Source organism: Gillisia sp. CAL575 (assembly GCF_000403785.1).
Taxonomy (GTDB): Bacteria; Bacteroidota; Bacteroidia; order Flavobacteriales; family Flavobacteriaceae; genus Gillisia.
This window is the reverse complement of sequence record NZ_APHJ01000018.1, coordinates 172,255-197,584: the sequence shown is the minus strand read 5'-3', so window position 1 is coordinate 197,584 and position 25,330 is coordinate 172,255. Positions and strand designations below refer to the sequence as shown.

The 25,330-nt window shown below is 30.6% G+C and carries 28 protein-coding genes and 1 tRNA gene; 12 read left to right on the top strand and 17 right to left on the bottom strand.

Annotated elements, in window-relative coordinates; genetic code table 11:
• Positions 1-1,104 precede the first annotated feature (1,104 nt).
• From I130_RS01305 to I130_RS01290, 4 genes are all read right to left on the bottom strand, one after another.
• Positions 1,105-1,773, bottom strand: a complete 669-nt coding sequence (locus tag I130_RS01305) for a hypothetical protein (protein ID WP_034917906.1) — start codon at positions 1,771-1,773, stop codon at positions 1,105-1,107.
• A 175-nt stretch (positions 1,774-1,948) separates the two neighbouring features.
• Positions 1,949-2,386, bottom strand: coding sequence for a hypothetical protein (locus I130_RS01300; protein ID WP_034917902.1), 438 nt, complete (start codon positions 2,384-2,386; stop codon positions 1,949-1,951).
• Positions 2,387-3,073: 687 nt separating this feature from the next.
• A complete protein-coding gene (locus I130_RS01295; protein ID WP_034917899.1) occupies positions 3,074-4,936 on the bottom strand; it encodes a monovalent cation:proton antiporter-2 (CPA2) family protein in 1,863 nt (620 codons plus the stop codon).
• A gap of 304 nt (positions 4,937-5,240) precedes the next feature.
• Positions 5,241-5,753, bottom strand: coding sequence for a VOC family protein (locus tag I130_RS01290; RefSeq protein ID WP_034917895.1), 513 nt, complete (start codon positions 5,751-5,753; stop codon positions 5,241-5,243).
• 122 nt (positions 5,754-5,875) lie between these two features.
• Between I130_RS01290 and I130_RS01285 the strand changes: the two genes are divergently transcribed.
• Complete coding sequence (locus I130_RS01285) at positions 5,876-6,178, top strand: winged helix-turn-helix transcriptional regulator (protein ID WP_034917891.1); 303 nt, start codon at positions 5,876-5,878, stop codon at positions 6,176-6,178.
• Between the two features lie 4 nt (positions 6,179-6,182).
• Here I130_RS01285 and I130_RS01280 read toward each other — a convergent pair whose 3' ends face one another.
• The 3 genes from I130_RS01280 to I130_RS16965 form a co-directional block, all read right to left on the bottom strand.
• Entirely contained in the window at positions 6,183-6,818 is a 636-nt protein-coding gene (locus I130_RS01280; RefSeq protein ID WP_034917887.1) for a hypothetical protein, read from the bottom strand.
• Between the two features lie 89 nt (positions 6,819-6,907).
• A complete protein-coding gene (locus I130_RS01275; RefSeq protein WP_034917883.1) occupies positions 6,908-7,234 on the bottom strand; it encodes a DMT family transporter in 327 nt (108 codons plus the stop codon).
• A gap of 70 nt (positions 7,235-7,304) precedes the next feature.
• The gene (locus tag I130_RS16965; protein WP_410503372.1) at positions 7,305-7,613 is read right to left on the bottom strand and encodes a hypothetical protein; all 309 of its coding nucleotides are present in this window, start codon (positions 7,611-7,613) and stop codon (positions 7,305-7,307) included.
• A gap of 677 nt (positions 7,614-8,290) precedes the next feature.
• Here I130_RS16965 and I130_RS01265 point away from each other — a divergent pair.
• The 5 genes from I130_RS01265 to I130_RS01245 all read left to right on the top strand — a co-directional run bounded on the left by I130_RS01265 (position 8,291) and on the right by I130_RS01245 (position 14,023).
• On the top strand, positions 8,291-11,665 hold the full coding sequence (locus I130_RS01265) for a PAS domain S-box protein (protein ID WP_034917881.1): 3,375 nt from the start codon (positions 8,291-8,293) through the stop codon (positions 11,663-11,665).
• A 60-nt stretch (positions 11,666-11,725) separates the two neighbouring features.
• Positions 11,726-12,109 (top strand): response regulator, encoded by a 384-nt coding sequence (locus tag I130_RS01260; RefSeq protein ID WP_034917877.1) that lies wholly within the window; start codon positions 11,726-11,728, stop codon positions 12,107-12,109.
• Between the two features lie 186 nt (positions 12,110-12,295).
• Entirely contained in the window at positions 12,296-12,856 is a 561-nt protein-coding gene (locus tag I130_RS01255; protein WP_034917873.1) for a Pycsar system effector family protein, read from the top strand.
• A gap of 61 nt (positions 12,857-12,917) precedes the next feature.
• Entirely contained in the window at positions 12,918-13,253 is a 336-nt protein-coding gene (locus I130_RS01250) for a hypothetical protein (protein ID WP_034917871.1), read from the top strand.
• A gap of 347 nt (positions 13,254-13,600) precedes the next feature.
• Positions 13,601-14,023, top strand: coding sequence for a hypothetical protein (locus tag I130_RS01245; RefSeq protein WP_157480471.1), 423 nt, complete (start codon positions 13,601-13,603; stop codon positions 14,021-14,023).
• A gap of 17 nt (positions 14,024-14,040) precedes the next feature.
• Here the strand turns inward: I130_RS01245 and I130_RS01240 are convergent, their stop codons facing one another.
• Entirely contained in the window at positions 14,041-14,760 is a 720-nt protein-coding gene (locus I130_RS01240) for a sulfite exporter TauE/SafE family protein (RefSeq protein ID WP_034917864.1), read from the bottom strand.
• A gap of 122 nt (positions 14,761-14,882) precedes the next feature.
• Between I130_RS01240 and I130_RS01235 the strand changes: the two genes are divergently transcribed.
• The 3 genes from I130_RS01235 to I130_RS01225 all read left to right on the top strand — a co-directional run bounded on the left by I130_RS01235 (position 14,883) and on the right by I130_RS01225 (position 15,921).
• Positions 14,883-15,296: an Lrp/AsnC family transcriptional regulator gene (locus tag I130_RS01235; RefSeq protein WP_034917861.1), complete on the top strand. Its 414-nt coding sequence runs from the start codon at positions 14,883-14,885 to the stop codon at positions 15,294-15,296.
• A gap of 174 nt (positions 15,297-15,470) precedes the next feature.
• Complete coding sequence (locus I130_RS01230) at positions 15,471-15,725, top strand: hypothetical protein (RefSeq protein ID WP_034917858.1); 255 nt, start codon at positions 15,471-15,473, stop codon at positions 15,723-15,725.
• Between the two features lie 122 nt (positions 15,726-15,847).
• Positions 15,848-15,921, top strand: a tRNA-Arg gene (locus I130_RS01225).
• Positions 15,922-16,008: 87 nt separating this feature from the next.
• Here I130_RS01225 and I130_RS01220 read toward each other — a convergent pair.
• The 5 genes from I130_RS01220 to I130_RS01200 form a co-directional block, all read right to left on the bottom strand.
• A complete protein-coding gene (locus I130_RS01220) occupies positions 16,009-16,245 on the bottom strand; it encodes a hypothetical protein (protein WP_034917856.1) in 237 nt (78 codons plus the stop codon).
• Positions 16,242-16,640, bottom strand: coding sequence for a hypothetical protein (locus tag I130_RS01215; RefSeq protein ID WP_034917852.1), 399 nt, complete (start codon positions 16,638-16,640; stop codon positions 16,242-16,244). The genes I130_RS01220 and I130_RS01215 overlap by 4 nt, the downstream gene beginning before the upstream one ends.
• 83 nt (positions 16,641-16,723) lie before the next feature.
• The gene (locus tag I130_RS01210) at positions 16,724-17,107 is read right to left on the bottom strand and encodes a hypothetical protein (RefSeq protein WP_034917850.1); all 384 of its coding nucleotides are present in this window, start codon (positions 17,105-17,107) and stop codon (positions 16,724-16,726) included.
• A 59-nt stretch (positions 17,108-17,166) separates the two neighbouring features.
• Positions 17,167-17,490 (bottom strand): SH3 beta-barrel fold-containing protein, encoded by a 324-nt coding sequence (locus tag I130_RS01205; RefSeq protein ID WP_034917847.1) that lies wholly within the window; start codon positions 17,488-17,490, stop codon positions 17,167-17,169.
• 11 nt (positions 17,491-17,501) lie between these two features.
• A complete protein-coding gene (locus tag I130_RS01200; RefSeq protein WP_034917845.1) occupies positions 17,502-17,804 on the bottom strand; it encodes a hypothetical protein in 303 nt (100 codons plus the stop codon).
• A 141-nt stretch (positions 17,805-17,945) separates the two neighbouring features.
• On the opposite strand from I130_RS01200, the gene I130_RS01195 reads away from it, so the two are divergent.
• The 3 genes from I130_RS01195 (at position 17,946) to I130_RS16580 (ending at position 18,913) form a co-directional block, all read left to right on the top strand.
• On the top strand, positions 17,946-18,233 hold the full coding sequence (locus tag I130_RS01195) for a helix-turn-helix domain-containing protein (protein WP_034917842.1): 288 nt from the start codon (positions 17,946-17,948) through the stop codon (positions 18,231-18,233).
• Positions 18,223-18,498: a hypothetical protein gene (locus I130_RS01190; RefSeq protein WP_034917839.1), complete on the top strand. Its 276-nt coding sequence runs from the start codon at positions 18,223-18,225 to the stop codon at positions 18,496-18,498. Before I130_RS01195 ends, I130_RS01190 begins: the two co-directional genes overlap by 11 nt.
• A 244-nt stretch (positions 18,499-18,742) precedes the next feature.
• Complete coding sequence (locus I130_RS16580) at positions 18,743-18,913, top strand: hypothetical protein (protein WP_157480469.1); 171 nt, start codon at positions 18,743-18,745, stop codon at positions 18,911-18,913.
• Positions 18,914-19,114: 201 nt separating this feature from the next.
• Here I130_RS16580 and I130_RS01185 read toward each other — a convergent pair whose 3' ends face one another.
• The 4 genes from I130_RS01185 to I130_RS01170 all read right to left on the bottom strand — a co-directional run bounded on the left by I130_RS01185 (position 19,115) and on the right by I130_RS01170 (position 25,330).
• Positions 19,115-19,684 carry a hypothetical protein gene (locus I130_RS01185; protein WP_034917835.1) on the bottom strand — a complete coding sequence of 190 codons (570 nt, stop codon included), beginning with the start codon at positions 19,682-19,684 and terminating at the stop codon, positions 19,115-19,117.
• Positions 19,685-20,584: 900 nt separating this feature from the next.
• Entirely contained in the window at positions 20,585-22,792 is a 2,208-nt protein-coding gene (locus tag I130_RS01180; protein WP_034917832.1) for a hypothetical protein, read from the bottom strand.
• A 268-nt stretch (positions 22,793-23,060) separates the two neighbouring features.
• Entirely contained in the window at positions 23,061-24,506 is a 1,446-nt protein-coding gene (locus I130_RS01175; protein ID WP_034917827.1) for a DUF5906 domain-containing protein, read from the bottom strand.
• Complete coding sequence (locus I130_RS01170) at positions 24,503-25,330, bottom strand: BT4734/BF3469 family protein (RefSeq protein ID WP_034917823.1); 828 nt, start codon at positions 25,328-25,330, stop codon at positions 24,503-24,505. Before I130_RS01170 ends, I130_RS01175 begins: the two co-directional genes overlap by 4 nt.

Below are 25,330 nucleotides of genomic sequence, written 5' to 3'. Positions count from 1 at the left end.
TAGAAAATAAGTTGAGTGAAGATATGATGCTATTGAAAGAAAAACTAGGATCGTGATTTTAATTTTGATCAATTACGAAATCAAGCCCCATATCTACCGAACTAATACTATGAATTGTTTGGATATTTAAACAGATAAATATTCTAATTTAAAATAAAAAGTTCAAGTAAACGGTCTTTTAGAATCTTTGCAACCTCCGGGCGCAAAGCAAGATTGTCATGACAATGACACATCTTGCTTTGCTTCTCCAAATGAAATTCTCCCTTGTGGCATTTACCGATCAAATTCTTAGTCTGGAAAGAGATTTAAAGACTAGGTTTCTGAGGTAAGCAGATCTTAATTTTTATATTTTTTCTTTTTCATCAGCATTTTTTTAGACTAGGGACCAGCTCCTTTTCTTCATCATTAATCTTTCTGATGAGAAAACGATGAGCGTCTAAATCCTTTGTATCACTAGTCTCCTTCCTTATCTCTCATCATTCATCAAAAATAAGGTATACTTTACGTTTATTTCCTCAAGGTATTGCTCAAATTGTCAGAAATGATGAAAACTGTACAATAAATACTGTGAATACAGGTTTACGGAAGCTTTTCAAATAATCATCAATCAGCGTTTCAAGGATTTCCTCAAAATTTTTCGACAAGAAAGATCTATTTTTGAAATTATACATGATGCCATTCCCGCGGAAAATTTTATCGTTTAAATTAGCAGATAATTGCTTAATATCTCCAATTAATTTCTTGACTAAAAAGTAGTAGGAACATGGAAAATTAGTTTTTGGAGAGATGCTATTTTAAAGAAAATCATATCTTTATAGCACAAAGACGATCAAATAATATGAAAGCTCTTTGTTTTATGAAGTTTGGTGAATCATTCGGTGAAACATCAAATTGATTTACAGTGAAAGTACTGTGGATAGGGCGTTTGTTCTTGAATAAATTATCCTGCCACCCCGACCACAAGAAGCCTTGAACGAAAGTTTAGGGCTTTTTTGTTTATAAATTATATAGAAACTTAGCAGGTTCTCCCGATACTTCAAGACTTCTATTTAAAGCTCGAAAAATGGGCAAATTCCTTGTTTATTCTTTTAAAAATTATTCCTGTTACTCGCTAATTACATCGGTCATAATAAATTCTTTTTCATTGAAATTACTATCATTATTTTCACCATCTGGCAACATATTAATAAGCATCGAGTTAACTACCCTACTTCTATTTAAATCACCTTTTACAATTTTTGCTTTATGAAATACACCGAGCGTTTCCCGGTCTGCTTGAGGGTTGCTATTGTTAACTAATACAATTTTGTATGAATCTTTATCAAAAGGTTTTACATTAGTGATATATGATGCTATTAAAGATTCATCTTCAATAAATACAGGAGAGAAATTTTCCAGAAAATCTTTTTGTGCAACCTCGCCATCATTTGCATATTTATAATAGTCTGCTAAATATAATTCACTTTCTATTTCACTGGGCTCATAGCCTAACATTAAAAATGATTGATTTCCAGCATTATCTATATGATAAGGAGTATCAACCTGCTGATCAAAACGTACAAGCCATTGGTAGGTTAATCCTTTATTGAATTGCCCTGTAGTGTATTTGGATAGCTCTTTCTTCAAATCAACCATGATGCTTCTTAATTGATTGGAATTTATATCTTTCCCAAAATCTAGATGAACAAAGCCAGGTTCATTTGTATTTATCCTAAAAACTTTTTCGATACAATATTGAGCAATATCTTCAATAACGATTTTATTTATTTTCATAGTCTCACAATTAATCTATCGTTTAGTCCAAAATTATTATTGAAGATTACATTATATGAAAAGCGAATAAAATGAGTTGATTATTCTATTGAGTATTTTTCAAGTAACCTAATATTTAGGAGTATTTTATCTCCTTTTTACAAATTACTTTGAAGGTTTAAAAAATGAATGGTATCTAATTTTCCCAATCATTAATTAGATCAATTACATATTGATTTAATGTACCTTTCTTAAATTTAGTATATAAATTAGGAGTATGACTATCTGAAAAATAGGTTGAAAATTCAGGGTTTTCATCAATTAAATATTGTTTAAATTCTTTTGAATCTCCGGACTTTCTTGCACAATTTCTCAATAACTTAGTAAGCTCTTTTTTACTGAATTGTTGCTCACCTATATGATACTTTTCAGTAGATTTTTTTGACTCTCTCAAAAAAGTCCGATACTTGAAATCCTCATTAGAAATCACCTTCTTAGAATAGCTGGTAATTCTATTTTCATGATTAGGATTCGACTCTTGCATATAAGAGAAACTATAAACCCTAAAGTTCATTTGAGCATTAATTGAAACTGAATAAAATAAGACGGCTATTGCAAAAAATAAATTTCTCATAATAGTAAACTTTATAAACTAAACATCTGCTTAGTTTAGGTTGAAAAAAAGGTTAGACTCTATAAAATATATTTAATAAAATTTTGAAAACACATCTCCGTTTTTTATGAATTTAAAATTTTATTTTTACTCTTAAAATTGGCTAACTCTACCTTAATAATTGGTCTACTGCTTATATCATGCGAATTAATTCCTTTCAGAATTTTATGAATAGCATTATTTATCCTTATACTTCTTCCAATTATTATTTGCAGAATGTATCCCTAAATATGCTTTAACAAATTTTATATACTTAAAAAAACTATTAAATATTAGAAGTACTGCTTTAGAGCAATGTTGCCTTTGGTGAGGAAGCTTTCAACTTTAAAATAGTCGATATAGCTTTAGGGTTTGGCGTTTTATAATCTCAATAAATACACTATTCTTGTTTTCAAAACCTGAGTACAATAGACACTTTGTTAATGCGCTTTATATTTTAGAGCATCAGGGTATCAAAGTTTAGATTTATTTTTTAGGTATAAATTTCTAATTCTTTCTATTATCTCTACGTATTTAAATCAAGCATTTACTTCCCTTAAAAACAATTTAATACAAAGCTAAATAATTGGAAATCAATTTAAAAGGATTTTAATTAGCATTTTTAATAAATGTTAGTTGTTATTTTCTAAATGCTAAACGTAAAAGCTACTAAGAATTAGAAACATTTGAATTTCTAAGTTCACTACTACCTATTTTAAGATCATCTATCATCAATTTTTCCTGCTGCGCAATTTCTTCCCTCGCCATAAAAATATATTCCTTTTCATTCTTCGGAGCAGCCGCGAGTCGTTTTAAACCCTCTACATCTAGTTTTATAAACTTTTCTGCTTGCTCCTTAGTGGCATCTAAATCAAAGCCCATATAAAACAATAAATCACTAGCCATTTTGACCGATGTGTCTAGAGATTCTCTATAAATATTTTCAATACCAATATTATGTAGTTTATACGCATCTTCACGATTTTTAGCACGAACCATTAATTTAACGTGAGGATATTTTTTCTTCAATTTCTTCATCAACTTTGGAGTAAGGTCTGGATTGTCTATGGCAGAGATTAAAAAATCGGCTTCAGCGATCCCTGCAGATTCTAGTAGATCAATTCTTGATACATCTCCATAATAAACCTCAAATCCCATTTTTCTTAAAAAATCCACTCTGTTAGAATTCTGTTCAATTACAGTCGTTTTTATACCGTGTATTCGTAAAAACCTTCCTATTGTACTTCCAAAATGTCCAAATCCCAATAGGATTACTTTATGAGTTTCATCTATTGCATCCATTGGTCTTTTATCTTCTTCGATCGTGCCAATTTTAGGTAAGAGAAATTTTTCGTTTAATATCCAAAGAATTGGAGTTAATGTCATTGTAAGCGCCGTAACCACCAATAAGATATCCATTTGCTCCTGAGTAAAAATATTCAGCTGAAATGCAAATGACACCAAAACAAAAGCAAACTCTCCAATTTGAGCCAAACCAACAGTTAATAATAGCCTTTGATCTATTTTCAACTTGAAAATTAGGCCAATTATAAAAAGTACAAGTGCTTTTAAAATGATAACTCCTATTACTAGCCCAGCTATCATTAAGGGACTATCCCCGATTACAGTAAAATTAATAGATGCACCAACTGCCATAAAAAACAATCCTAAGAGAAGGCCTTTAAAAGGTTCTAATGTACTATCTAGTTCATGCTTAAACTCACTGGTAGCTAAAACAACTCCACCAAGAAAAGCCCCAAGTGCTGGACTTAACCCTACCAATCCCATGAGATAAGAAATGCTCACTACAATTAAAAGTGCAGCCGCCACTAAAAGTTCTCTTACTCCAGTTTTGGCTACTAACCTTAACATGGGTACAATTAAGTATCTACCTGCAAAAATGATTGCGATAACGGTAATAATAATAGACAATGCCTGTAGACCTAATGGCAAATTATCAAGTAAATTTTCATGCCCCTTATCTAACTCATTTCCATCAATACTTGCAGAGGAAATAGTTGATAGTAAAGGAAGCACACCTAACATGATAATTACAATGATATCTTGAAAAAGAAGGATTGAAAATGATGAAGTACCATAGGTAGTATTCATCAAGCCTTTCTCCTTATTAGTTTGTAGTGTAATGGCAGTGGATGAAAGAGAAATTGCCATCGCTATTGTCAAAGAAACTTGCCATTCTAATCCAAAAGCATAAAAAACCAAATAGGAAAGTAACATTGTTCCAAAAACCTGAGTAATACCCATGCCTAGAATAATTTTTCGCATTTTCCAAAAGCTCTTAGGTTCTATTTCAAGACCAATTAAAAAAAGCATCATCACTACTCCAAATTCAGCGAATTCCAAGATATCCTCTCCCTCATGACCTATAAATCCAAAGAGATAAGGGCCAATTAAAATTCCGGCTAACAAATACCCTATCACCGAACTCAAACCTAACTTTTTAACAAGTGGAACACAAATGACCGCTCCTGTTAAAAAAACTATAGCTTCGAAAAGAATACTACCACTCATATTTCTATATCTTGATAAGTTATTTTATTTATTACTGAATTTTCTATAGGCCTGTTAAACCTATAAAATAAATATTATCTCTAGATAATCCGAAAAATAGTATCAGAATTCCTTTCGCATAATTAAAAGGTTGAGAGATTTAAGCTCCAGTTCCTTCAAAGATACATTGTCAAACACTTAAATCTTTTAATTTTTTTATTTTAAAGTTTCGATTGATTAACCCTAATAAGGGTCGGGCTAATTTTTTACTTAATAATGATTTTAATTATTAAGTAAAAAATTAGCCCGATTATTTCTTCAATTATTAGTTTGAATAAGCACCCGAAGAATAAGTTAATTCATAACTATGGGTGTAAATTTCAAATACAATTCCAAATGGATCTTGAACATAACACATTTTATAAGGCTTATCATTTGGATAATATTCTCTAATTGGCATTCTTTGCTTACCTCCATAAGAAACTATTTTTTCAACTAGGTCTTCAATATTAGGATCTTGTATACAAAAATGGAAAAGTCCTGTGTTAAAAGGATTAAATTCTGGAGCTTCTTTATTTCCGTGAGGAAATGAGAATAGCTCAATTCCAGTGCCGTCTGAAGTAGACATATGAGCGATCTCAAACTCTTCCCAATCATCTCCAAAAACATCAATACACATTTGGCCTATAGCCGTTTCTTTTTCTTTTTTTACTGTTGAAGGTTCCATAATAATATACCAACCCATTACATCTGAATAAAATTTTACAGCCTCATTAATATTGGGAACTGTAATTCCAATATGTGAAAAAGATTTTGGATAATTCTCTTTAGTTTTCATCTTATATAAATTTTATAGTGCAAAATAAAGATATATTTGCCTAATAAGCAATAAGTTACCTAAAAGACATATAGGTTACTAAAAGAGTTAATTGCTGATAATGAACTATTTAAAAATGGATTATGACTAAAAATTTTTGTCCTCTCAATGTAACCATGAATTTAATAGGTACAAAATGGAAACCTTTGGTCTTATTTCATTTATTAGATGGTTGTGTTCGTTCGGGAATATTGAAAAAAAAAGTTCCAGATATTTCTAATAAAATGTTCACCCAAACCGTTCGCGAATTAGAACGAGATGGACTTATAAGCAGAAAAGTTTTTCCAGTGGTTCCTCCGAAGGTGGAATATGAACTCACAGAAAATGGTAGATCTCTAGAAAATATTTTAAGAAGCCTAGATGCATGGGGTAAAGAAATGTCTTGATCTCCTAATAATTTCCATTAGCCCATTTTAAGGTAGGTTCGATCCAAGCACATAGCGGTTTAAATAAAAATCCGTGTCCCAACCCTGTATTTAATTCAATCTCCTTAAAATGAACAATTTCACAGGATGAACTTTTTTTCCGTTCTATAGCAGAAACACCTAAAGAATCTGTACGTTCATAAATATTTAGAATATTTCCACAATAGTTAATATCTGGTAGACTCTCCATATCGCTTTCTCTAAAACTTCCAATAAAGACAAAATTCAATTCTGGATTATTTGACAAAGTAGATACATATTGAGCTATATAGCCACCTTTTGATGTGCCAACAACTGTAATATTATTGGATGAAATTCCGCAATTTAGTAAGCTGTCTATTTGGATTTTAATTATTTCAGCATAAGTTCTTACACTTACATTTCCATTTCTTTTTTCGCTAATAACTTTAAAACCACTCTTTTTAAATTCATTAATAATTTCTAAATAAGCTGCTCTTCCAAATTCTGGATGCAGCTCGTCTAATTCGTGTTCCTCTAAAAATCTGTTATGTAGAAAAAAAATAAATTTTTCTTCGTTTGGTTGTCCTAAAGCAAAAGATACCGAGCAAAAAACAAAAGCGATTAAAAGGCTAATTTTCATTAATCATAGGTTTTAATTAAACAATAGGAAATCCTTTTTTTACAACAAAATGAAAAGGTTTTACATATCTATTATCCTTCTTTAAAGTCTTAATTTGTCACAGCTTTAAGTCCTATAACCGATCCAATTAGAGTGGTGAGAAAAAATAATCTCATAAAGGTTACGGGTTCTTTAAATACTAGAATTCCTACTAAAACAGTTCCAATAGCTCCAATTCCCGTCCATACCACGTACACTGTACCAATAGGCATTGTTTGAGTGACTTTGATCAAAAGTCCCATGCTCACAAAAAGAGCTATTACAAAGCCTGCATACCACAAATACATTTCAGATCCTGTGGTTTCTTTTGTTTTTCCAAGACAGAAAGCAAAGGCGACTTCAAATAAACCAGCAATAATTAATAAAATCCAATTCATCTTTCTTATTTTATTGCAAAGGAATGAAATGTTACCGAGGATAATATTTACATAGGATAAATTATAACTTCTATTTAATTTCTGATCTTATCCTACTCAGACTAACCTGAGTAATGCCTAATTTTACTCGCTTTATAAGATCATTGTTATTTGCTAACAATTCTACATATCGCTGTGTAGCCGAGCGAAATTGCCTAGAAATAAGCCGTTCCTCTGTTTTAATAAGTTCTTGTTCGGCAAATCTTCGCCCCCAATTTGCTATATGGATATCTTTATTATAAAGTTCCTGTAGATTTCTAGTTTTCAGTTCGTAAAGCTCACAATCCTCTAACAGTTCAATATCTTCATACCCTTTCTGATTTGCTACATAACTTTTCATTGAAATAATGGTATCTCCTTCTTTTCCAAACCAAAAAGTTATCTCATTTTCAGATTAATTCGCATATGCCCGTGCAATTCCTGATTTTATGAAATAAATACTGTTCTCAACCTTATTCGCTTTTAATAACACATGACCTTAGGATAATCAACTTCGCGAATGTTCTTCTGGATTTCTATTTTAGATGCTTCAGGAATAATATAAATATTATCAAGAATTTGGTCAATTTTCATTTATCATTATAATTTGTTTTAACAATTATAAGTTTTAAAAGTATAAAAATTCACATGGATTTTTATACTCAGGCATGCTAATCCTAACCGATAATTATACTAATATAAGCTTATAGATTTCAACTAAAGTTCTTTTAAAAACGAGACATATTATTAGATTATATATGCCACCGTAAGTTCGCCCAAATATATTAGCCATCTAAAATATAAGATAATAAGACTTCTAAGCATCTATATATTATCAACTTCTTTCAAATTGTTTTAAAAAATGATGAATTTAATTAATCATCCGCGTTTTAATTAAATAATTATTATAATTGACGCACAATAATAGAGGATTACATTTTCTTTTCCATATATTTAGTTTTCAATACAGAATAAATATTTCTGTAAGGATGTTAAAATTGAATTGTGTTTCCCTACAAGCAATGAAAGGATTTGAATATGCATATTAACCCTATAGACCTCCTTTTAGATAAATCCACTGATATTATTTGTGGCATAAATAAATATGGGAAATTTTTGTTTTTAAATACTGAAGCAAAAAAGCACTTTGATTTAAACAATGGCAATTTCATAAATCAGTTTAATTCAAAAGATCGAGCTACATTACACACAGTTCTAGACAAAATATTCTACGATAATTTGGTTGAAGTGAAATTCACACCACAATATCCTCAAGAGAATGGATTTGCCGCAGTTAATTGGTCTTTAGTTTATTATGAAGAGAAACAATTTATTTACTGTATAACTTCGGTAGGAATTTCTCCCTCTCCCCTATCTAATATCAACTCTTATAATTCTCTATTTAGTAACAGTCCGTGTTATAATATGATCTATTCTGTAGAGAACTTGCGCTTTTTAGACATAAGCAACAATACAGTTAATACATATGGGTATACTTTAGACGAATTTTTGAATCTTAGTATTAAAGACATTTTAATTCCTGAAGATTTTCAAAAATTAAACTCTAGGCATGCCGAAATTTTACAGAGAAAAGAGCCTCAAAACCTAGGGGTTTTCACACATATAAAAAGTGACAACTCTTTTTTGAAAATGAAAATGACAGGTCAAAATTTTGTCCTAAATAATAAAGCTACTATTCTATTAACTTCTATAGATGTAACAGAACAGTTTCAGAAGAATAGTTTAGAACATCTGGAAAATGAGATTATGGAGAAAGCTCTGGAGATAGAGCCGGATCTGGTCAAACTTTTCACGAATTTCATTAAAGGATTAGAAATTATTTTCCCTGAAATGAAAGCTTCTATTCTTAAGATTGAAGACAGCAAAGTTTGGAATCTAGCTTCTTCCTTACCCCTTTCTTTTAGAACGGCAATTAACGGACAACCTATTGGGCCAAAATTAGGATCTTGTGGTACTGCAGCCTATTTTAAAAAGACAATAATCACTACAGATATTAGTACAGATCCATTATGGGAAGATTTTAAAACTTATGCTTTACCGGTTGGATTAAAGGCTTGTTGGTCTGAACCTATTTTTAATTCTAAAAAAGAAGTTATAGCAACCTTTGCAAATTATTATAATAGCGTAAGGAAACCATCTTACAATGATTTGGAAATATTCAAACGTTCAGCCAACTTAATTGGCTTAATTTTCGAAAACCAGGAAAAGAGTAAAGAGCTACAATTTAAAATAGATCAGTTTAGCTATGTAAATCAGGCTACAAATGATGCTATTTATAATCGTGATCTAAAGTCTAATACAATCTTCTGGGGTCAAAGCTATCAGAGTTTATTTGGGCATATATTGGAAAAAAAATCATATCCAATTTCCAATTGGGAATTACTAGTACATCCAAAGGATCTCCCTAAGACACTAATTTCTCTAGAATCATTTCTAAATGATCCTAACAATAAAAATTGGCGAGCAAAATACAGATTTAAAAAGGCAGATGGAACTTATGCTTTTATAGAAGAAAAGGGTTATGCTATTCGCAATAATGAAGGTCTTGTAACTAGAATTATTGGAGTGTTAAGTGATATTAGCCGATATAGAATGGATGATCTTAAAAAGGAGATAATTACAAAGTTTAGCCATATATTTAATAATGATATCAATTTAAAAATAGCGCTAGATCAAGTATCACAATTACTTCTGGACACTGGGAGCTATAGTATTTCTGAAATATGGCTTCTTAATTCAAGTAAGACCGAGGTAAGTTTAAAAGCTTCCTCTTTCCAAGATGGAGGTGATATTTTTTATAAATTAAATAATGTAAAAACTTTTAAAATTGGAGAAGATATTCCAGGTTTAGTTTGGAAAAAAAAACAAATAATATCTTGGAATTATATAGACACAGGCAAAAAGATCTTAAGACATGAAGCCGCTCTTAAAGCTAATTTCACACATATATTGGGCGTGCCTTTGATTAGAAATGATGAATTTATTGGTGTTTGGGTTTGTGCGGAATCTCAGGAAGATAGTAGCACTATAGATACTACAAAAAAAATAGGATTGGATATTGCGGCAAGTTTAGCTTCAGAAATTAGTAGGAAACAATTAGAAGAAGGCTTATCGCACATTTTTAAGCTGGCTCCAGATATAATTTGCACCTTAGACCTCAAAGGATATTTCAAAAAAATAAATATCGCAGGATGTGAGCTTTTGGAATATTCAAAAGATGAATTATTAGAGATGAATTATAATCACATAATATATTCATCTAACACGGGAATTATAAACGACACTGCCCATCATTTCTATGATAGCGGAAAAACTTATAGAAATGAAGATAGATATATTACAAAATCTGGCAAATTACTTTGGTTAGACTGGAATTGCCGGGCTTCCTTAGAAGAGGGTCTCATATATGCGGTTGCTAAAGATGTTACTGAAAAAAAAGGCTTACAAAACTTATTAGATGACGCATCTAAGATGGCATGTGTAGGCAGTTGGGAATTAGATTTAAAGAATGAATCTATTTATTGGTCCGATATCACCAGAGAAATTTTAGAAGCAGACAAGGACTATATTCCTACCAGAGAAGATGCTATTAATCATTATAGGGAGGATTCGAGAGCAAAAATAGATAACACAATCACTCAAGCTATCAAAAATGGAACTCCCTGGGATTTTGAATTCCCTATGATAACTTTCAAAGGCAAAGAGAAATGGGTTCGCTCTATAGGCCAGGCAGAATATGTAAATAATAGATGCGTTCGCTTATTCGGAAGTTTTCAAGATATACACAATCAAAAGATTATTGAACTAAAACTAAATAACACCTTAGCAGAAAAAAGGGAAATTTTAGAAAGAATAAAAGATTCATTTTTTGCTGTAGATAGTAACTATATAGTTACATATTGGAATAAAACTGCTGAAGAAGTTCTTAATATCCCAAAAGAATTCATTTTAGGAAAAAAACTTTGGGATGTATTTTCAGAAGTAGAAGAACAAACTACTTATAAATATTATAAGGAAGCCTTAAGAACAGGTAAAACAGTACACTTTGAACATTTTTACGCTCCCTTAGACCGTTGGTTAGAAGTGAGTATATATCCTTCACAAACTGGAGCTTCAGTGTATTTTAAAGATATAAGTCATAAAAAACAGGCTGATGAAAAAATTAGAAATACCAACATTCTTTTAAAAGATATTGCATGGCATCAATCTCATTCTGTAAGAGCTCCAGTAGCACGTTTAATGTCTATTATTGATCTCATTAAATTTGGCGATTTGAATTTAGCTGAAAAAGAAGAGTTCTTCAACGAAATTTTAAATTCTGCTGAAGAGATAGACCTAATAATTAGAGATATCACTCGAAAAACCAATTCTATTGATTTCGGAAATCAATAAGTTGAATTTAAATTTTAATCATTAATTTCTAATAAGAAATCGCCCTAAGAAAATAATTGCATGGATCAAAAAATACTAATTATTGATGATGATAAGATAATAAGAGCAATAACATCTAAAATGATCCAATTCTGCAACCAAGGCTCCCCAGTTCCACTCCAATTCGAAAATGGATTGGAAGCTTATAAATTTTTAACCCTTGAGGAAAATAAAGCAACCAAATACGTCCTGTTTTTAGACATTAATATGCCAGTAATGGATGGCTGGACTTTATTAGAGAAATTGGAAGATGAACAATTAATGACAGGGAAATTAATTTATTTATATACTTCTTCCGTAGATCAAGAAGATCATAAGAAAGGAATGAGCAACAAATATGTGAAAGATATAATTACAAAACCTCTGACGATAGATAAATTAAAAAAAATAAATTTTTCCTTTTAGAAATCACAAATTATAACTCCTATTTATCTCATCATCAGCCTCTAAATTGAAGATTATTTGGAATAAAATTTATTGGCTGCTACATTTTAATTAACTTTATTCTCTTATCCCCACATAGTTAAACTCCCCAAAGATTAAGAATTCATGTTTTCAAAATAACAATTTTGAATTATAACCTAATATTTTATGGAGCAATTAGCGCCTGTAATTGAAGAACCTAGAATAAAAAATAAACATACCGATGATCTCATAGATCACTACTGGGGAAGTATTAATTATGTTACGAGTCTTATTAAATCTTCAGAACTTAAGGCAGGTCTTATACTTACTTTCTACGGGATCTTATTAAACTTTATATATCAAAGCTGGGGCATGCTTATTAAAGAAATTTCTAGCGATGTGTTATTTGATGTACTCGTGGGACTCTGGTTTATTTGTACTGGAGCATCCATATTTTTTAGCGTGAGATGTTTTATGCCTAAAATTGAAGGCAATTATGATAAGAATATTTTCTTTTTTGGAGATGTCATTTCTAAGTTTGGAAATATTAAGGAATTCGCTAGAACCTTTTATACTGTTAGCTTGGATGAAGATCTGCTCTTTGAACAATTGGGAGAGCAAATTTATATTATTTCAAAAATAGCAGCTTGGAAATTTAGAAATGTAAAAAGGGCAATATACCTTCTAGCTTTGGGCTTATTTTTACTGCTCGTGGTTGTGGTATATTTCATCCTCATGACTTTCTAAATATTTAAAGCTGAATTTAATGACACCTATTTAAATTGGTGATTAACTAAAATTTATTAAGATGAAAAACGAATCTAGACACTGGTCCAAAGAAGAATTAAAGATATATATCTTATTACTATGTGCAAAAGCAGATTCTATTGAATCTGTTGAAGAAATTGATATGATAAAATCTAAAATAGACATTGAAACTTTTGATAGGTTATATAATGAGTTTTCTTGCGATGATGAGGACAATTGTCTCGATAAAATTCAGATGGCAATTGCAAAACACGAATATTCCATCAAAGAAATTAAAGGCCTTAGACAAGAAATACATGATGTCTTTTTAACTGATAATAAATTCAATTTAAAAGAACGAAACTTAGATAGATTATTAGATAGTATGCTTTATTAGTGATTTAACTCTTGTTCTAGTGAAACGAGAAGAAAAGTTAAATTCTGTAAAAATACAATTACAATGATTTTAATTTCATTTAATATTCAATAACAAATCAATCGAATAATTGCCTTATACTATAAAATCTGACCATTTGACTAGTTATTTTAGCTAATCTATAATATTTGTAGATATCAATTATTTCATTTTAAATTATTGTCATAATCCTTTCTGAAAAAAACAATTCGTTTTAAAGGGAAAATACTTAATTTTAATCCTTGTTCAATAGCCATTAATTCTTTTAAATACTCATGTCAAAATTCAATTTTAAGACCTTAATTTTTGTTGCTCTAAGCACATTAATCATGAGTTGTAATAAATCTGCTACTGTAGAAGCATTACCAGAGCCTGTTTTGGAAAAAACCATGAAGAAAAGTGAGTTAGAGAAAGAGATAGATATTAAAAGATCTTACTGCTTTAGAAATGAAATTCCATTTAAAGATAATTCAGATGATATTGATATTATAGAATTAAAACTAGATGTAATAGGTAAATCTGTCTCTGGTATCTACAATTGGCTTCCTAAATTTAAAGACAGAAGAGAAGGAACAATTACTGGAGTAATTCAAGATGACATAATTAAGGGAAAATACAACTTCACTCAAGAAGGTAAAGAAGAAACTATCCCTATTACAATTACACTAAACGAAGATTCTGTGATTGTTTCTGATGACAAAAATGGTCTTGGAATTGGTGCGGTCATTAAAAGAACAAACTGTTCTCTGTAAATATTTCATGTTCAAGTTTAATTTATAATAAGTACAGTTCCAGAGAAAAAAAGCAATACCAGTAAAACTTTTTTAAAATAGAACTCATTTATTTTGGAGTATACTACTTTACCAATGTATTGTGCCAAAAGAAATACTGGAAAGATGATCAATGCTACTTTCCAATGAGAAAGGTTCAAAATTCCACTTACACTTAACATTGGAATTCTCACCAAGGTAATTAGCCCCATAATTCCTATCATTGTGGCTCTAAAAGTTTTTACATCTATCGCCAAATTCTTTACGGATATCACATATAGCGGTCCACCTGTAGAAAAGACGCCAGAAAAGAAACCTCCTAAAATTCCTAACATTACAACTAATTTTCTACCAACTTTAAAATTCGCCTTTATTAGCGAAACATATAAAACATAGAGGATTATAAAGATTCCTAAGCCTTTCTTAAGTATAACAGGATTTGTGAAAGCAAGAACTAAAATTCCTATTATAACTCCGATTATAGTAGGGATAGCCAGTTTATAAATGATCGAAAAATCGATATTGTTCCATTCTTTATTTATTAAGAAAACACTCGAAAAAATATAAAATATAGAAATATATGCAATAGCATCTGGAAGCGCAATGCTAACAAGCAATATAGGTAAGGCTATTAATGAACCTGCAAAACCAACTACAGTTTGAACGAAAAAACCAAAAAAAATGGCCAGTGCAACAATGATATACAGCTCAATTTCCATAATAATTAAATAATTTTAAACAAAATTACGTGGGAAAGTAATCACTATGAAACTGAAAAATTGGTATAATCATTATTATACCAATTAATAAATGTAATTTGAGGCATTAAATCAATTATTCAATGTTAGACAGCATAGACCGAAAAATATTAGAAGCATTACAACGAAATTCCAGAGCATCTTTTGTGGAAATTGGTAAACAAATCCCACTTTCAGCTTCTTCTGTGAGAGAAAGGATTCAAAAATTGGAAGATCTAGAAATAATTAAGGCATACAGTTTAAAAGTGGATCACTCTAAAATGGGATTTGGCTTAGAGGTCTTCATTATGATCAAGTTGTTTAGCGGTAAATTAAAAAGCTTCATGGGGGCCATAGATTCATTTCCCGAGGTAAAAAGAGCTTCTAGGATTACTGGATCCCATAATATACATATGAAGGTGGTATTAAAAGATCAATTACATCTTCAACAATTCATAGACAAGCTTATAAATTACGGTGAACCCACCACCCATCTAATACTTTCAGAGCTTAAATAAATTTGAATTTGCTTTTTATCGATTATATAATAATTTTCATAGAGGATATTTAATATTCTTGTGAAACTCTATTTTTTAACTCTATTTTTATCATCCCAAGTACTACTTCCAAATTACTTAACTGCTTCTAACGCAGGTAATGGCATAATTTAATTTTATAATAAAATTGAAGTTATGAATACTATTTTAGAACCAGAAGTTACAACAGATCAACTTTCATATATTACTGCAGTAAAAATGCATATAGATGAACTGTATGAAAAGCAAGAAATTTTCGGTCTTTCACTAGAAACTCTGGAGCTTACCAGGAGATTTTATAACTTATATACACCATTAGATAAGATAGATAAAGCAACTCCTTTTGCTTTAAATCAATTATTATCCATTACTCAACACTTAGAACGCAATCTTGTAAAGGAATCTAAATAATTTTATTTTCAGTTTAATGCTGAATTTTAAGCAGTTAGCAATAACTGCTTTTTTATTTTTAATTTTTGATAAAAAAAACCTTGTTTTAAATATAAAGTAAGTTATATTTGCACCGCGAAATCGGTCGCGTAGCTCAGTTGGATAGAGCACCTGCCTTCTAAGCAGGCGGTCCCAGGTTCGAATCCTGGCGCGATCACTTCGATAAACCGTAACAGGCTTTTAATTAAGTAGTTACGGTTTTTTTATTTCCTTATTTGTACGATTTATGTACGGTAACTTAAATTCATAGATCCAGATTAGAATATTTATCTAATAATTCACCAGAAACAAAGGATCTTTTATTTACAATTTTATTATTCAAACTATTGTATTCAATTTCCACAAAAAATAAATCTAAAGAGTAAAGTACATATCTAGTACTACCCTTTGATAATGTATCAAGATAATTGCCTTTATTAAAAGCTAACTCGTATTGCTCTTTATCTGAAAGTGCTAGAAATTCATAAAGGCTAATCTTCATTCTTTTCGGTTTATTTGAGAAATAACATCTAAAACTTTAAGCTCGTATTTCTCCTTAGATAAATACGGTTTAGAGGTAATTGTTAAGTATCTAGTTTCACTTTTCACAATCCCAGGCTCTACTCCTATTTCTCTTAAATGATTTACGATTTGATTCTTTATAACTTCTTTCCAAGTTTCTTTTTGCCCTGAATAATTACAATCGCTTAAGAAGATATTTTCATCTGAATCTATAACTACTGTACACACGTTTAACTCTATATTATCACTCTTCCCTATACGCTTACCAGTGTAGAAATAAGAAAATTCTAATCCTTTTAAAGCATCTGTAATTTCGATAAATGAACTTACATTTCTTTTGCTTTTAATAACTAGAGGTGGATTATACAAAGACATAATAATTTTATTTAATACAAGATAATAAAACAAAAAAGCCCACCTAGTTATTTAGATAGACTTTAAAAAAGAGGTTATTAAGATTATTTGAAACCATCCATTATTTCCTTTTTACTAAACGTTACCGGCAGTCCTTTTGCTTTTCTCTCTGAAATTAAGTTTTTAATTACTGAATCATTTATCTCAACCTGAAACTGTAAACCTTTCTCAAATCTCTCTTTTAAAACTTTAGAAGCAATATCAAGTATCTCAGCCTTATTTGGTTTGTCTTTAACCAATTCATCCAGCATCTCACTAAATTTTTTTTTTTGCTCTTGAAGTTCCTTTCTGAATATTTCTTCATAATCCACTTTTAAACTCTCTTCTAAATCCTGTGCAACATCACTTTCAATTAAATTAAGATCCTTAAATCTTTTGATAGTTTCTAAATCCTTTAGCTTTTCGGTGTTTTTACTATTTCTTTTCATTCTATTTATATTATTGTAATTCATATTTATACTTGAATACAGTCTATACCACTGAATCTTTAGTATGCTGTAATGAAATTTTCTATTCTAAATGATCTAAAAGCATTCGCAACGGTATCAAAATAAGCTACTGTTTTAAAATCTTTTTGCTTTGTGTTTTTGCTATCATAAGTGATATTATTAAGAGTGGCAAAGGCTATTCTTAGAGTACCATCAACCTTTTCAAAAGCTATTTTAACGGTATCAGTGCTCATTCTTTTCTTTAATCTGTAAATTGACCATGCTTTAGCTAAACATACTGCAATGGACTTGCCTGTGCTTTTTACTAATTCGTGTGCCCAGTTGAACACTTTACTTCTGAAGGTTGTACTTTTAGCTTTCATTTCTATCTATTTTATTGGTTAAATTTTACTGTAGTTGCAAGGAAAAAAACCTCATTCCAATTACCCCTGTTAAGTACTGTTTGAAACTCTGAATTCTTGTAGATCCCTCTTTGTACTAAATCATTTCCTACTTTAATGAACCCAAACCCGGCACCTATTTTCTCAAGTTTAAGGATGGTATTTCCAAAACCTCTAAGAGTGGTAAACCTTAGCTCCTCTATTCTATCACCGTGTACAAAAGAAATGGTTAGAGTCTTTCCCTTTAAAGCTTCTTTTACTTCTGAAATGGCGATTTTAAATTCTGATGATGTCATTATTAATGTTTCGCTTTAATTATTATACAGCTAATTTAAGTATAACTTTAATACTATACAAGTTTCACCTTAATTATTATTAAAATAATTTAAGTTGTACTTTAATTACTTATCTTTGAAGTAAATCAAATCAATTAATAAATGGAGATATTAAGATTAAAAGAGATTCTTAAAGCGAAAGAGGTAACCGGGAAAGATCTTGCTGAGAAAGTGGGTGTAAGTACTGTATCAATGTCCAATATTGTTAGTGGGAATTCATTCCCTAAACCAGATCTATTAAGGAGCATAGCTGAGGTACTTGATGTTGATATTAGGGAATTGTTTTATCCTACCAAGGAGACAAAAACAGAGGTTATTTATATTGAAAAAGAGGGTAAGTATATTAACGTAGGAGAGATAAGTTTAAACAACTTTAAGCATGAAAGTTGAAAGCGTCTACGATATAATATTAGATTTAGATGAGGATCAAAGAAAAGAACTTTTTAAGTTGCTTAAGAAACCACTCCCTAGGGTTGAACATACTCCCTGGATTAGGTCGTGGAAAGGCTTATCTGAATATATTAATGAGATGCCAATCAGTAGCTTAAAAGGACTGTATAAAGAGGGTTTATTTGAAATGTACAAGCTTGGTAAAACTGCTGTATTTAAACGCTCTGAAATTGATGCTGCCATCAAAAAAGTAGAGAGGCATTAGAGCTGAAGATATATTTTGAAGATCCTTAGGATAACAAAGAACTCAAGCTGCTATTCGTGCAGGTTATTCTAAAAAAAAACAGTAATTGAACAAAGTTCTAGGTTGTTAAGTAATGTTAAGGTTGTAAACTATGTTTCAGAACTTTGAATAGATATTTCAGAAGAGGAAGAGGTAAAACTCTTTAAGCAGAAGATAGGTGTAATAGAATCTCTAAAGAAGATAAAAATTAAAAACGATTTACTAAATGAAGGCTGAAACCGCGTACAATGTTTATCTGGCTTTAGATCCTGTAGAAGAGAAACGATTTAAACAAATGATTGGATTAAATAATAGTCCAATAAAGAAAACTAAGAAGTTAATAAGTGATGCTCAAGCTAAAGAATATTTACTCAAACATTTAAATATAAATAAGTAAATCAATACAAGAACTAATAATTCTATAAATGTATTGTTTACTAATTTACCTGTGTGCATGGTAACTTCGAAAAAACTTCCCTAGTTTTTTACCTCATCCGCGCGAGTATTGTTCCTTTTTGCCTAATCTCTCATTGTAAATCAAATGAATTTATAAAAAGAAAAAGATACAGTTGATAATAAAATAAAAGTAAGTAATATTTTACCAATCCGATTTACTGTTATCAACATGCTCTTTTAGAGATTGAACAAAAGATAAAATCTTTGCCTTAGATTTATCATACATAAGAGTTTGCATGTCAACAAACTGTTGAATATCTGCATCTATTTCTCCACTTTTTTCTTTTTTATTATAAGCCTTTTCCAATCCTTTATCTATGTACATTTGTCGCATATCTGCTTTGGCTTTCACTTTATCAAAATTCATTTCAAGAGTTAGAGGAGCTTTACCATTCCAAGAAATAGGGTCTATCAATATTCTATAACGACCATCCTTAAACTCTGTGTTTAATACAATTTCTAATTTATTAGGACCAACAACAGAAAGGTTTCCTTTTGATAGTATTTTATCATCTTCATTAATTTTAATTACATAATTTGAGTTACCTGAATTTGTGGCTAAAAACTCTTCAACAGCACTATGAACTTCTGCAATAGATTTATCTGTTTCTACTATTTCTTCATAATACACCGAACCACTATCGTTAGTTTTAAGTTGAGCATTTAAGCTAATTGAAACTAGAATTAAAAGAGTAGTTAAAAGATTTTTCATTACGTGAAGCTTTAGTTTATAATCTAATATAGCAAAACCTTAATTTAAAATTGCGCATCTGATTGAATTTTAAATAATTAGTTTGATTTCTTAACCAAAATCTATTCAATTTAATATTAATCCAATAGAAACCTTTCTCCTGAGTGACTGTTACAAAATCTTTAAATTACGTTACCTATGTGCGTTGTGATTACGACAAAGTCTTTAAACCAACAGTATTTGATTCTCTTTTTATCGAGTCCAAAAACTCTTGCCTTTTTTTACGTGCGAAAAACGATTATTTACAACCAAGTTTTTTACAGTCTATACGTGCACGTATAAGGAAGCAAACTCTTTTGCCCATGTGATTCCCGAAAAGTCTTTTTAAGTAAGTTTAATGAGTTTACTGACCGTTAAAAAATCTTCACTTTTTAGGTAATTTACTTAGTACAGTTTTAGACTATTGTATTAATATTATTTAATTAATTAATCTTTTCAATATCAAGTTTTGACAAGTTTTAATTTCTATACCCTCGCCCTAATCTCTCCCTTTTTATAGTGTAAGGAAACACATGAGATTAATGCCTTTTGAAGAAATGTTTGTATAATCATACATCTTCTCGCGCGCGTATTGTTCCCTTTTTAACTCTTGTAATGTTACCTCATCAATTATATTTCCATCTAAGTATGTTTTTATGAGGCATTCCATTTATTAATTTTTAATTAATTTCAATCTCAGGTTTTATCAGGTTCTAACTCTTTTAATCTTGCCGTAATCTTGCCGTATTTACGGTTAGAATAGTTAGTTATACTTAGTATAATCTTAGTGTTATTTCACCGTTTTTTACGGCTATAATCTTTAGCAATCCTTAGGGCATTCTTAGGGTATTACAAAGAGTTTATAAGGTTTATCTAATATCCTTAGATACCATACGCTGAGAGTAGCTTATAAGTTAGTTTGTCTTTTGATTTTACTGTGAATATGTACGCATACTCCGTGTTGTTATTCTCATTAATAAATTCAGCTAAACAGTAATAGTTATTTACCATTTTGCCGTTTATTAAAGTTGAGCCTAGTACTTGATCCATTATTTGCTGCTCAAATGGTGCTTCTGCTTGAATCCATTCAGGGTTAAATATTGGATTGGTTAACTTAGAGATAGGGATTTCATCATTTTCTTTTAATGCATCTTCTCCAACCTTTTTAGTCTTTAACTCGCTATTCCCTTTTGTATTAACATGCTGCACTAATTCATCTTGAAGCATTATGAAAGAAGAATCAAACATCTTCTCATGTCTTTGTCTATTTCTTCCCGGACTAAGATTTAGATTATAAGCCGTTGCAGGGGAATAGATACCTGTAGGGAGTGTTTCAAAGTCGTCTTGGTATAATCTTACATCATAGTAATTAGCTAAGTTAGAACGCTCTAAAAACTTCACGTCAAACATAAAGTTATCTTTATCGTACGGGCTATCTTCATCTGAACCATCCTCAGCCTGTTTTCTTCTAGCATCTTCAGCACCATAACTATCTGCTCTGGATGGGCTTAATACAGAATATTCACTATCTGAAATTGTTATAGGCGTTCTATAATTGGTTTGGGTGTTGTATTCATCCAATCCTAAAGGCTGCTCATAATCTCCCCCTTTTGTGTAACCAAAAGCCAAAGACTGATAACAGAATTCTACTGCGGTTGTGCGTTCTGTTATTTGGATCTTCCCTAAGTTTACTGCTACTGTTTTCTGAAAGAAGTACTCAATATCCTCTAAAATTATGTTCTGTTTCTTTCCTAAACTCGCTATTCCATACCCAACAGGCGTAATTGCGTTTATAGAATTATAGAAATCTTCAAAACTTATTTCAAAAGGAAAAGGAATATCTAAACCATTTTCGTCAATTTTTCTTAAGTTCCTTATCCATCCCCCTGGACTAAATACTAATTGATGGTTATCATTATTTAGCAAAGACTTATCTACTGCTTTCAGTAAGTCACTTTCGAAACTGCCTTCACCTGTGTATATTTCACCTAATCGATGCCCCACCTCGAAAGCGGTTAAACAATTTGAATTAGTTCGCTTGAAAAATGAATCTTCTTGCAAATCTTGAGTAAAAGAATACTCGCTAAAGAAAACCTCTAAATAACCCTGTTCAAAACCATTACCATAACTACCATCTAGATAAAACATTATTGCATAACTTTCATTTTGTTTAATATCTAATTCTACAGTTCCTTTGTATGTAAAAGTTTGTAATTCATAATTTCGAGGATCTCCAATGTTAATGAGTACTTGTTCATCTTGAAATACCAACTTTTCATCTTCGCTAACCTTTAGAAACCTTCTAACGGTTACCCTTATGTTTGCGTAGTCAACTAATCTTTGTGAGGTATCCGATATTTTAAAAGATAGATTTATTGGCATTTTCACTTTTCCGTGATCTCTATCTGCAAATAGGTAAAACATTTGACTAACACTTAAACTACTTCTCCTTTCCTCTCGTGTTACATTTTGAGTTTCAGAAATGTTTAGAGGATCTGAATTAGCGATTAATGTTGATGGGGCTGGTCTAAAAGCTTCTCTATTATCACCGCCTGAATTCCACTCGCCTGAATGCAAACTAAATTCTTTTAATCCCTCGCTTCGCCAACTACTCAGTAAATAAATATCTCGACCTGTAAGGGTTAAAATGTCCTTTTCAAGTTTTGGGATAGTGTTTCCATTTATATCAGTTAATCTATTTAAATCAAACCTCTCACGCATTTGTGATGTGAATATCTCACGCAAACCACCTTCAGTAAAATCCAATTGAAGTTTGTTATTCTTTATTTTACGGCTAGAAAAGTCTAAAAATCCATCAGCACGAATTAACCATTCGTCTGTAGTAGAGTGTTTTACTTTTCTAATTAATTGGCACTTAGCATTAGGGCCTTTTAGAATATACAAGCGCTCTAACCACGCTTTGCTTTCTCCTGTAAATTCTAGATTATTGGTTTCAGTTAAGAATATTCCAAAGGTCTTTTCACTACGCCCTACTTCGGTTTCACTTTGATCATAACCTATAGGGTCATTTTCAAGTACTAATGTTCCTAATGTGGATTTTAATGTAATTTCTACTCTATTATTAAACATCTCGTTTTTGTTTTGGTTATTAAAATTGATTGTGTTTTATACATCTTTGTTTTCAATAAATGGCTTGTCTAGGTTTTCTTGAACGTAAAGTTTTGTTAAGTGAGAGTGTACTTGATGTACGTAAAACTTAAATGTTTTATTTCTATATTATTATCTTTTTTCTTTATGCATTATTATTAAAATACGTACACCTCATACACTAGACCAGTAACCATAAGGATTTATACGTACATTTTACGTACATTGAACATACACCTCGTACACTAGATTAGGTGAAAAGAAATGTTTTCCCTGTTCCAATTCTCCCTTTTTGAATACTAAAACCTTTATGATTTGCAAAACGTTCTACCCATTCAACAACTATTTTATAATTTTTATCTAGAAAGTAGTATTTCTCTCCATAATTCTGAATCAAACTCTCACGTATTGAAGCATAAGTGTAAGAGATGTTTTTCAGACTATACTCCTCTTCCATAATCTCGATAAAATCGGCTGAGGTTTCATTCTTAAGCATCTTTAACTGTAATCCTACATCTTCATAAGGAGTAAGACCTAAACTTAAAAATGATCTTAAACAGGCCATCATAAAGAAATCAAATAATTGCCATTCCTTTTCATCCCAACTGTGAAAAAACTCTTCTCCAAAATCATCTGCGGGTGTATGTCCGGCATGATAGAAGTTGTTAAGAAATATATCAAATCTCCTTCTTTTAAAACTTGAACTATCTCCCTTGATGGTATAATTGGTAGTTATAATGAATTTAGGGCTCTTCTCGTAACTTATTTCTTGAACGCCTTGGTGTTTTCTCTCTACGGGCAGATTGTCCGTTAGCACACTAAATAATGCTTCAAAATCAAAGTTTCTAGGAGCATCATCAATTAGTAGAATAGCTGTAGTTTCCTCTACATTCTGGAATGCAAACTTATTATTACTAAAATCTGAATTTTTACCGTTGTAAGATGCTTTCTCTACAATTTGTGAAATAGCTTTTACTAGAAGTCCCTTTCCTGTTCCTCCTTCAGGTTTACCCTCATCTATTAAATTCTCATCATTAATTATTATCGCTATAGGTTTTCGTTGATCCTTATAAGTGTGAATTAAATAACCTATTGCAGTACAAACAGAATTAAAATGATCTTCATTATTTGTAATGTTTCGAACAAATCTGGCAAAAATTGCTTTTTCGATTAGATCCTCTGATAGAACTTTAAAATCTCTTTCCTTGATAGCACTTTCCCAAACAAAACCTTTAATCTTTTCGTACTGTAATAGTGAGAATTGTTTACCAGATTCAACCTCAACTATTCCATTCTTATAATATTTATAACTTGTAGTTTTGGTATCTCTTAAAGGATCTGTTTCGCATTCCGGTAAAGAAATAATTATAGCTTTATTCTTTAATAGTTCGGTTTCTCCTTTCTTAAGAAACATTGCTTCTAATCCAGGTTCATTAAAACTCTCTACATACTTTAAAGCGTGTTTAAATATATCAGCCGGTGTTACCTTTTTAGCAATATTACCAACGATATGAACTGGAGCACCATTATAATTTCTAAATCCTTCACTCTTCAAATATTTTCTAAGCAAAGGCTCTTTTAAATTATATTCTTTATAACCTTTACTCGAATTGTATTTTTCATACCAAAACACTTCCGATTGACCGTATTTTAATTGAAATACTTTGTCATTGAATTTATCTAAGGCTATGTTCATCTTGAAAAACTTTGAGAGTTAAATTCTGCCTTTCTATAAGCCGAATCAATAATTTGAGTTATTTCGTTTAAATGAAAATCATTATCTTCAAAAGAAAAGAATAGATCTGTAGTAGTGGTTTTGTTAATTCCAAAGTTTGATAAAGCGCACGCCAAAACGAAAAGGCTATTGTTTCTGTTGCCTTTAGCAAAAGGAAATTTCTTCACCCACCAACTAACGATTCTGTCTATGGTTTTACCTTCAGTTAGATTAGAATCAACTTTTATTGAACTAGCCTTACTAACTTTTAGCTTTAATTTTTTTCTAAATACTTTTGACTCTTCATTAATGTGTAAATTAGGGTCGTAGCTCTCGAAACATAGCCTATTAATATCTTTTGTCGCCTTATCGGGTTTTAGGTCTTTAAAAAGCTTTAAAATCGCTCTGTAATATTCCTGATACTCATTTTTATCTTTAACAATTGGAATTTTAACCAATGCTTTTAAACCATTACCAGAAGGGGAAATCCAATGAGAATAAATGTAATCGGAATTTATTAAATCCTCCTTTAATTTGTTGAGGTTAATGACCTTATCAAAGTCTAAGCAAGCAAATCCAGATCCAGAATTTAAAGTGCTTCTATCATTAAATAATCCTCCAAAAGTAACTCCTGGTAATTTCTGTTTTAACAGGTCTTTTGCCTGTTGGTCTTTAGATTGCCTAACCTTTTCAATAATATCTTTAGAAGAACCTGACTTGATGAGGTGCAAAGCTGATTCTACAGTTGCGGTAAGTGGAGTTTTAGCTCTACAATTTCTAAAATAAGAGATTTTACAGTTATCCAT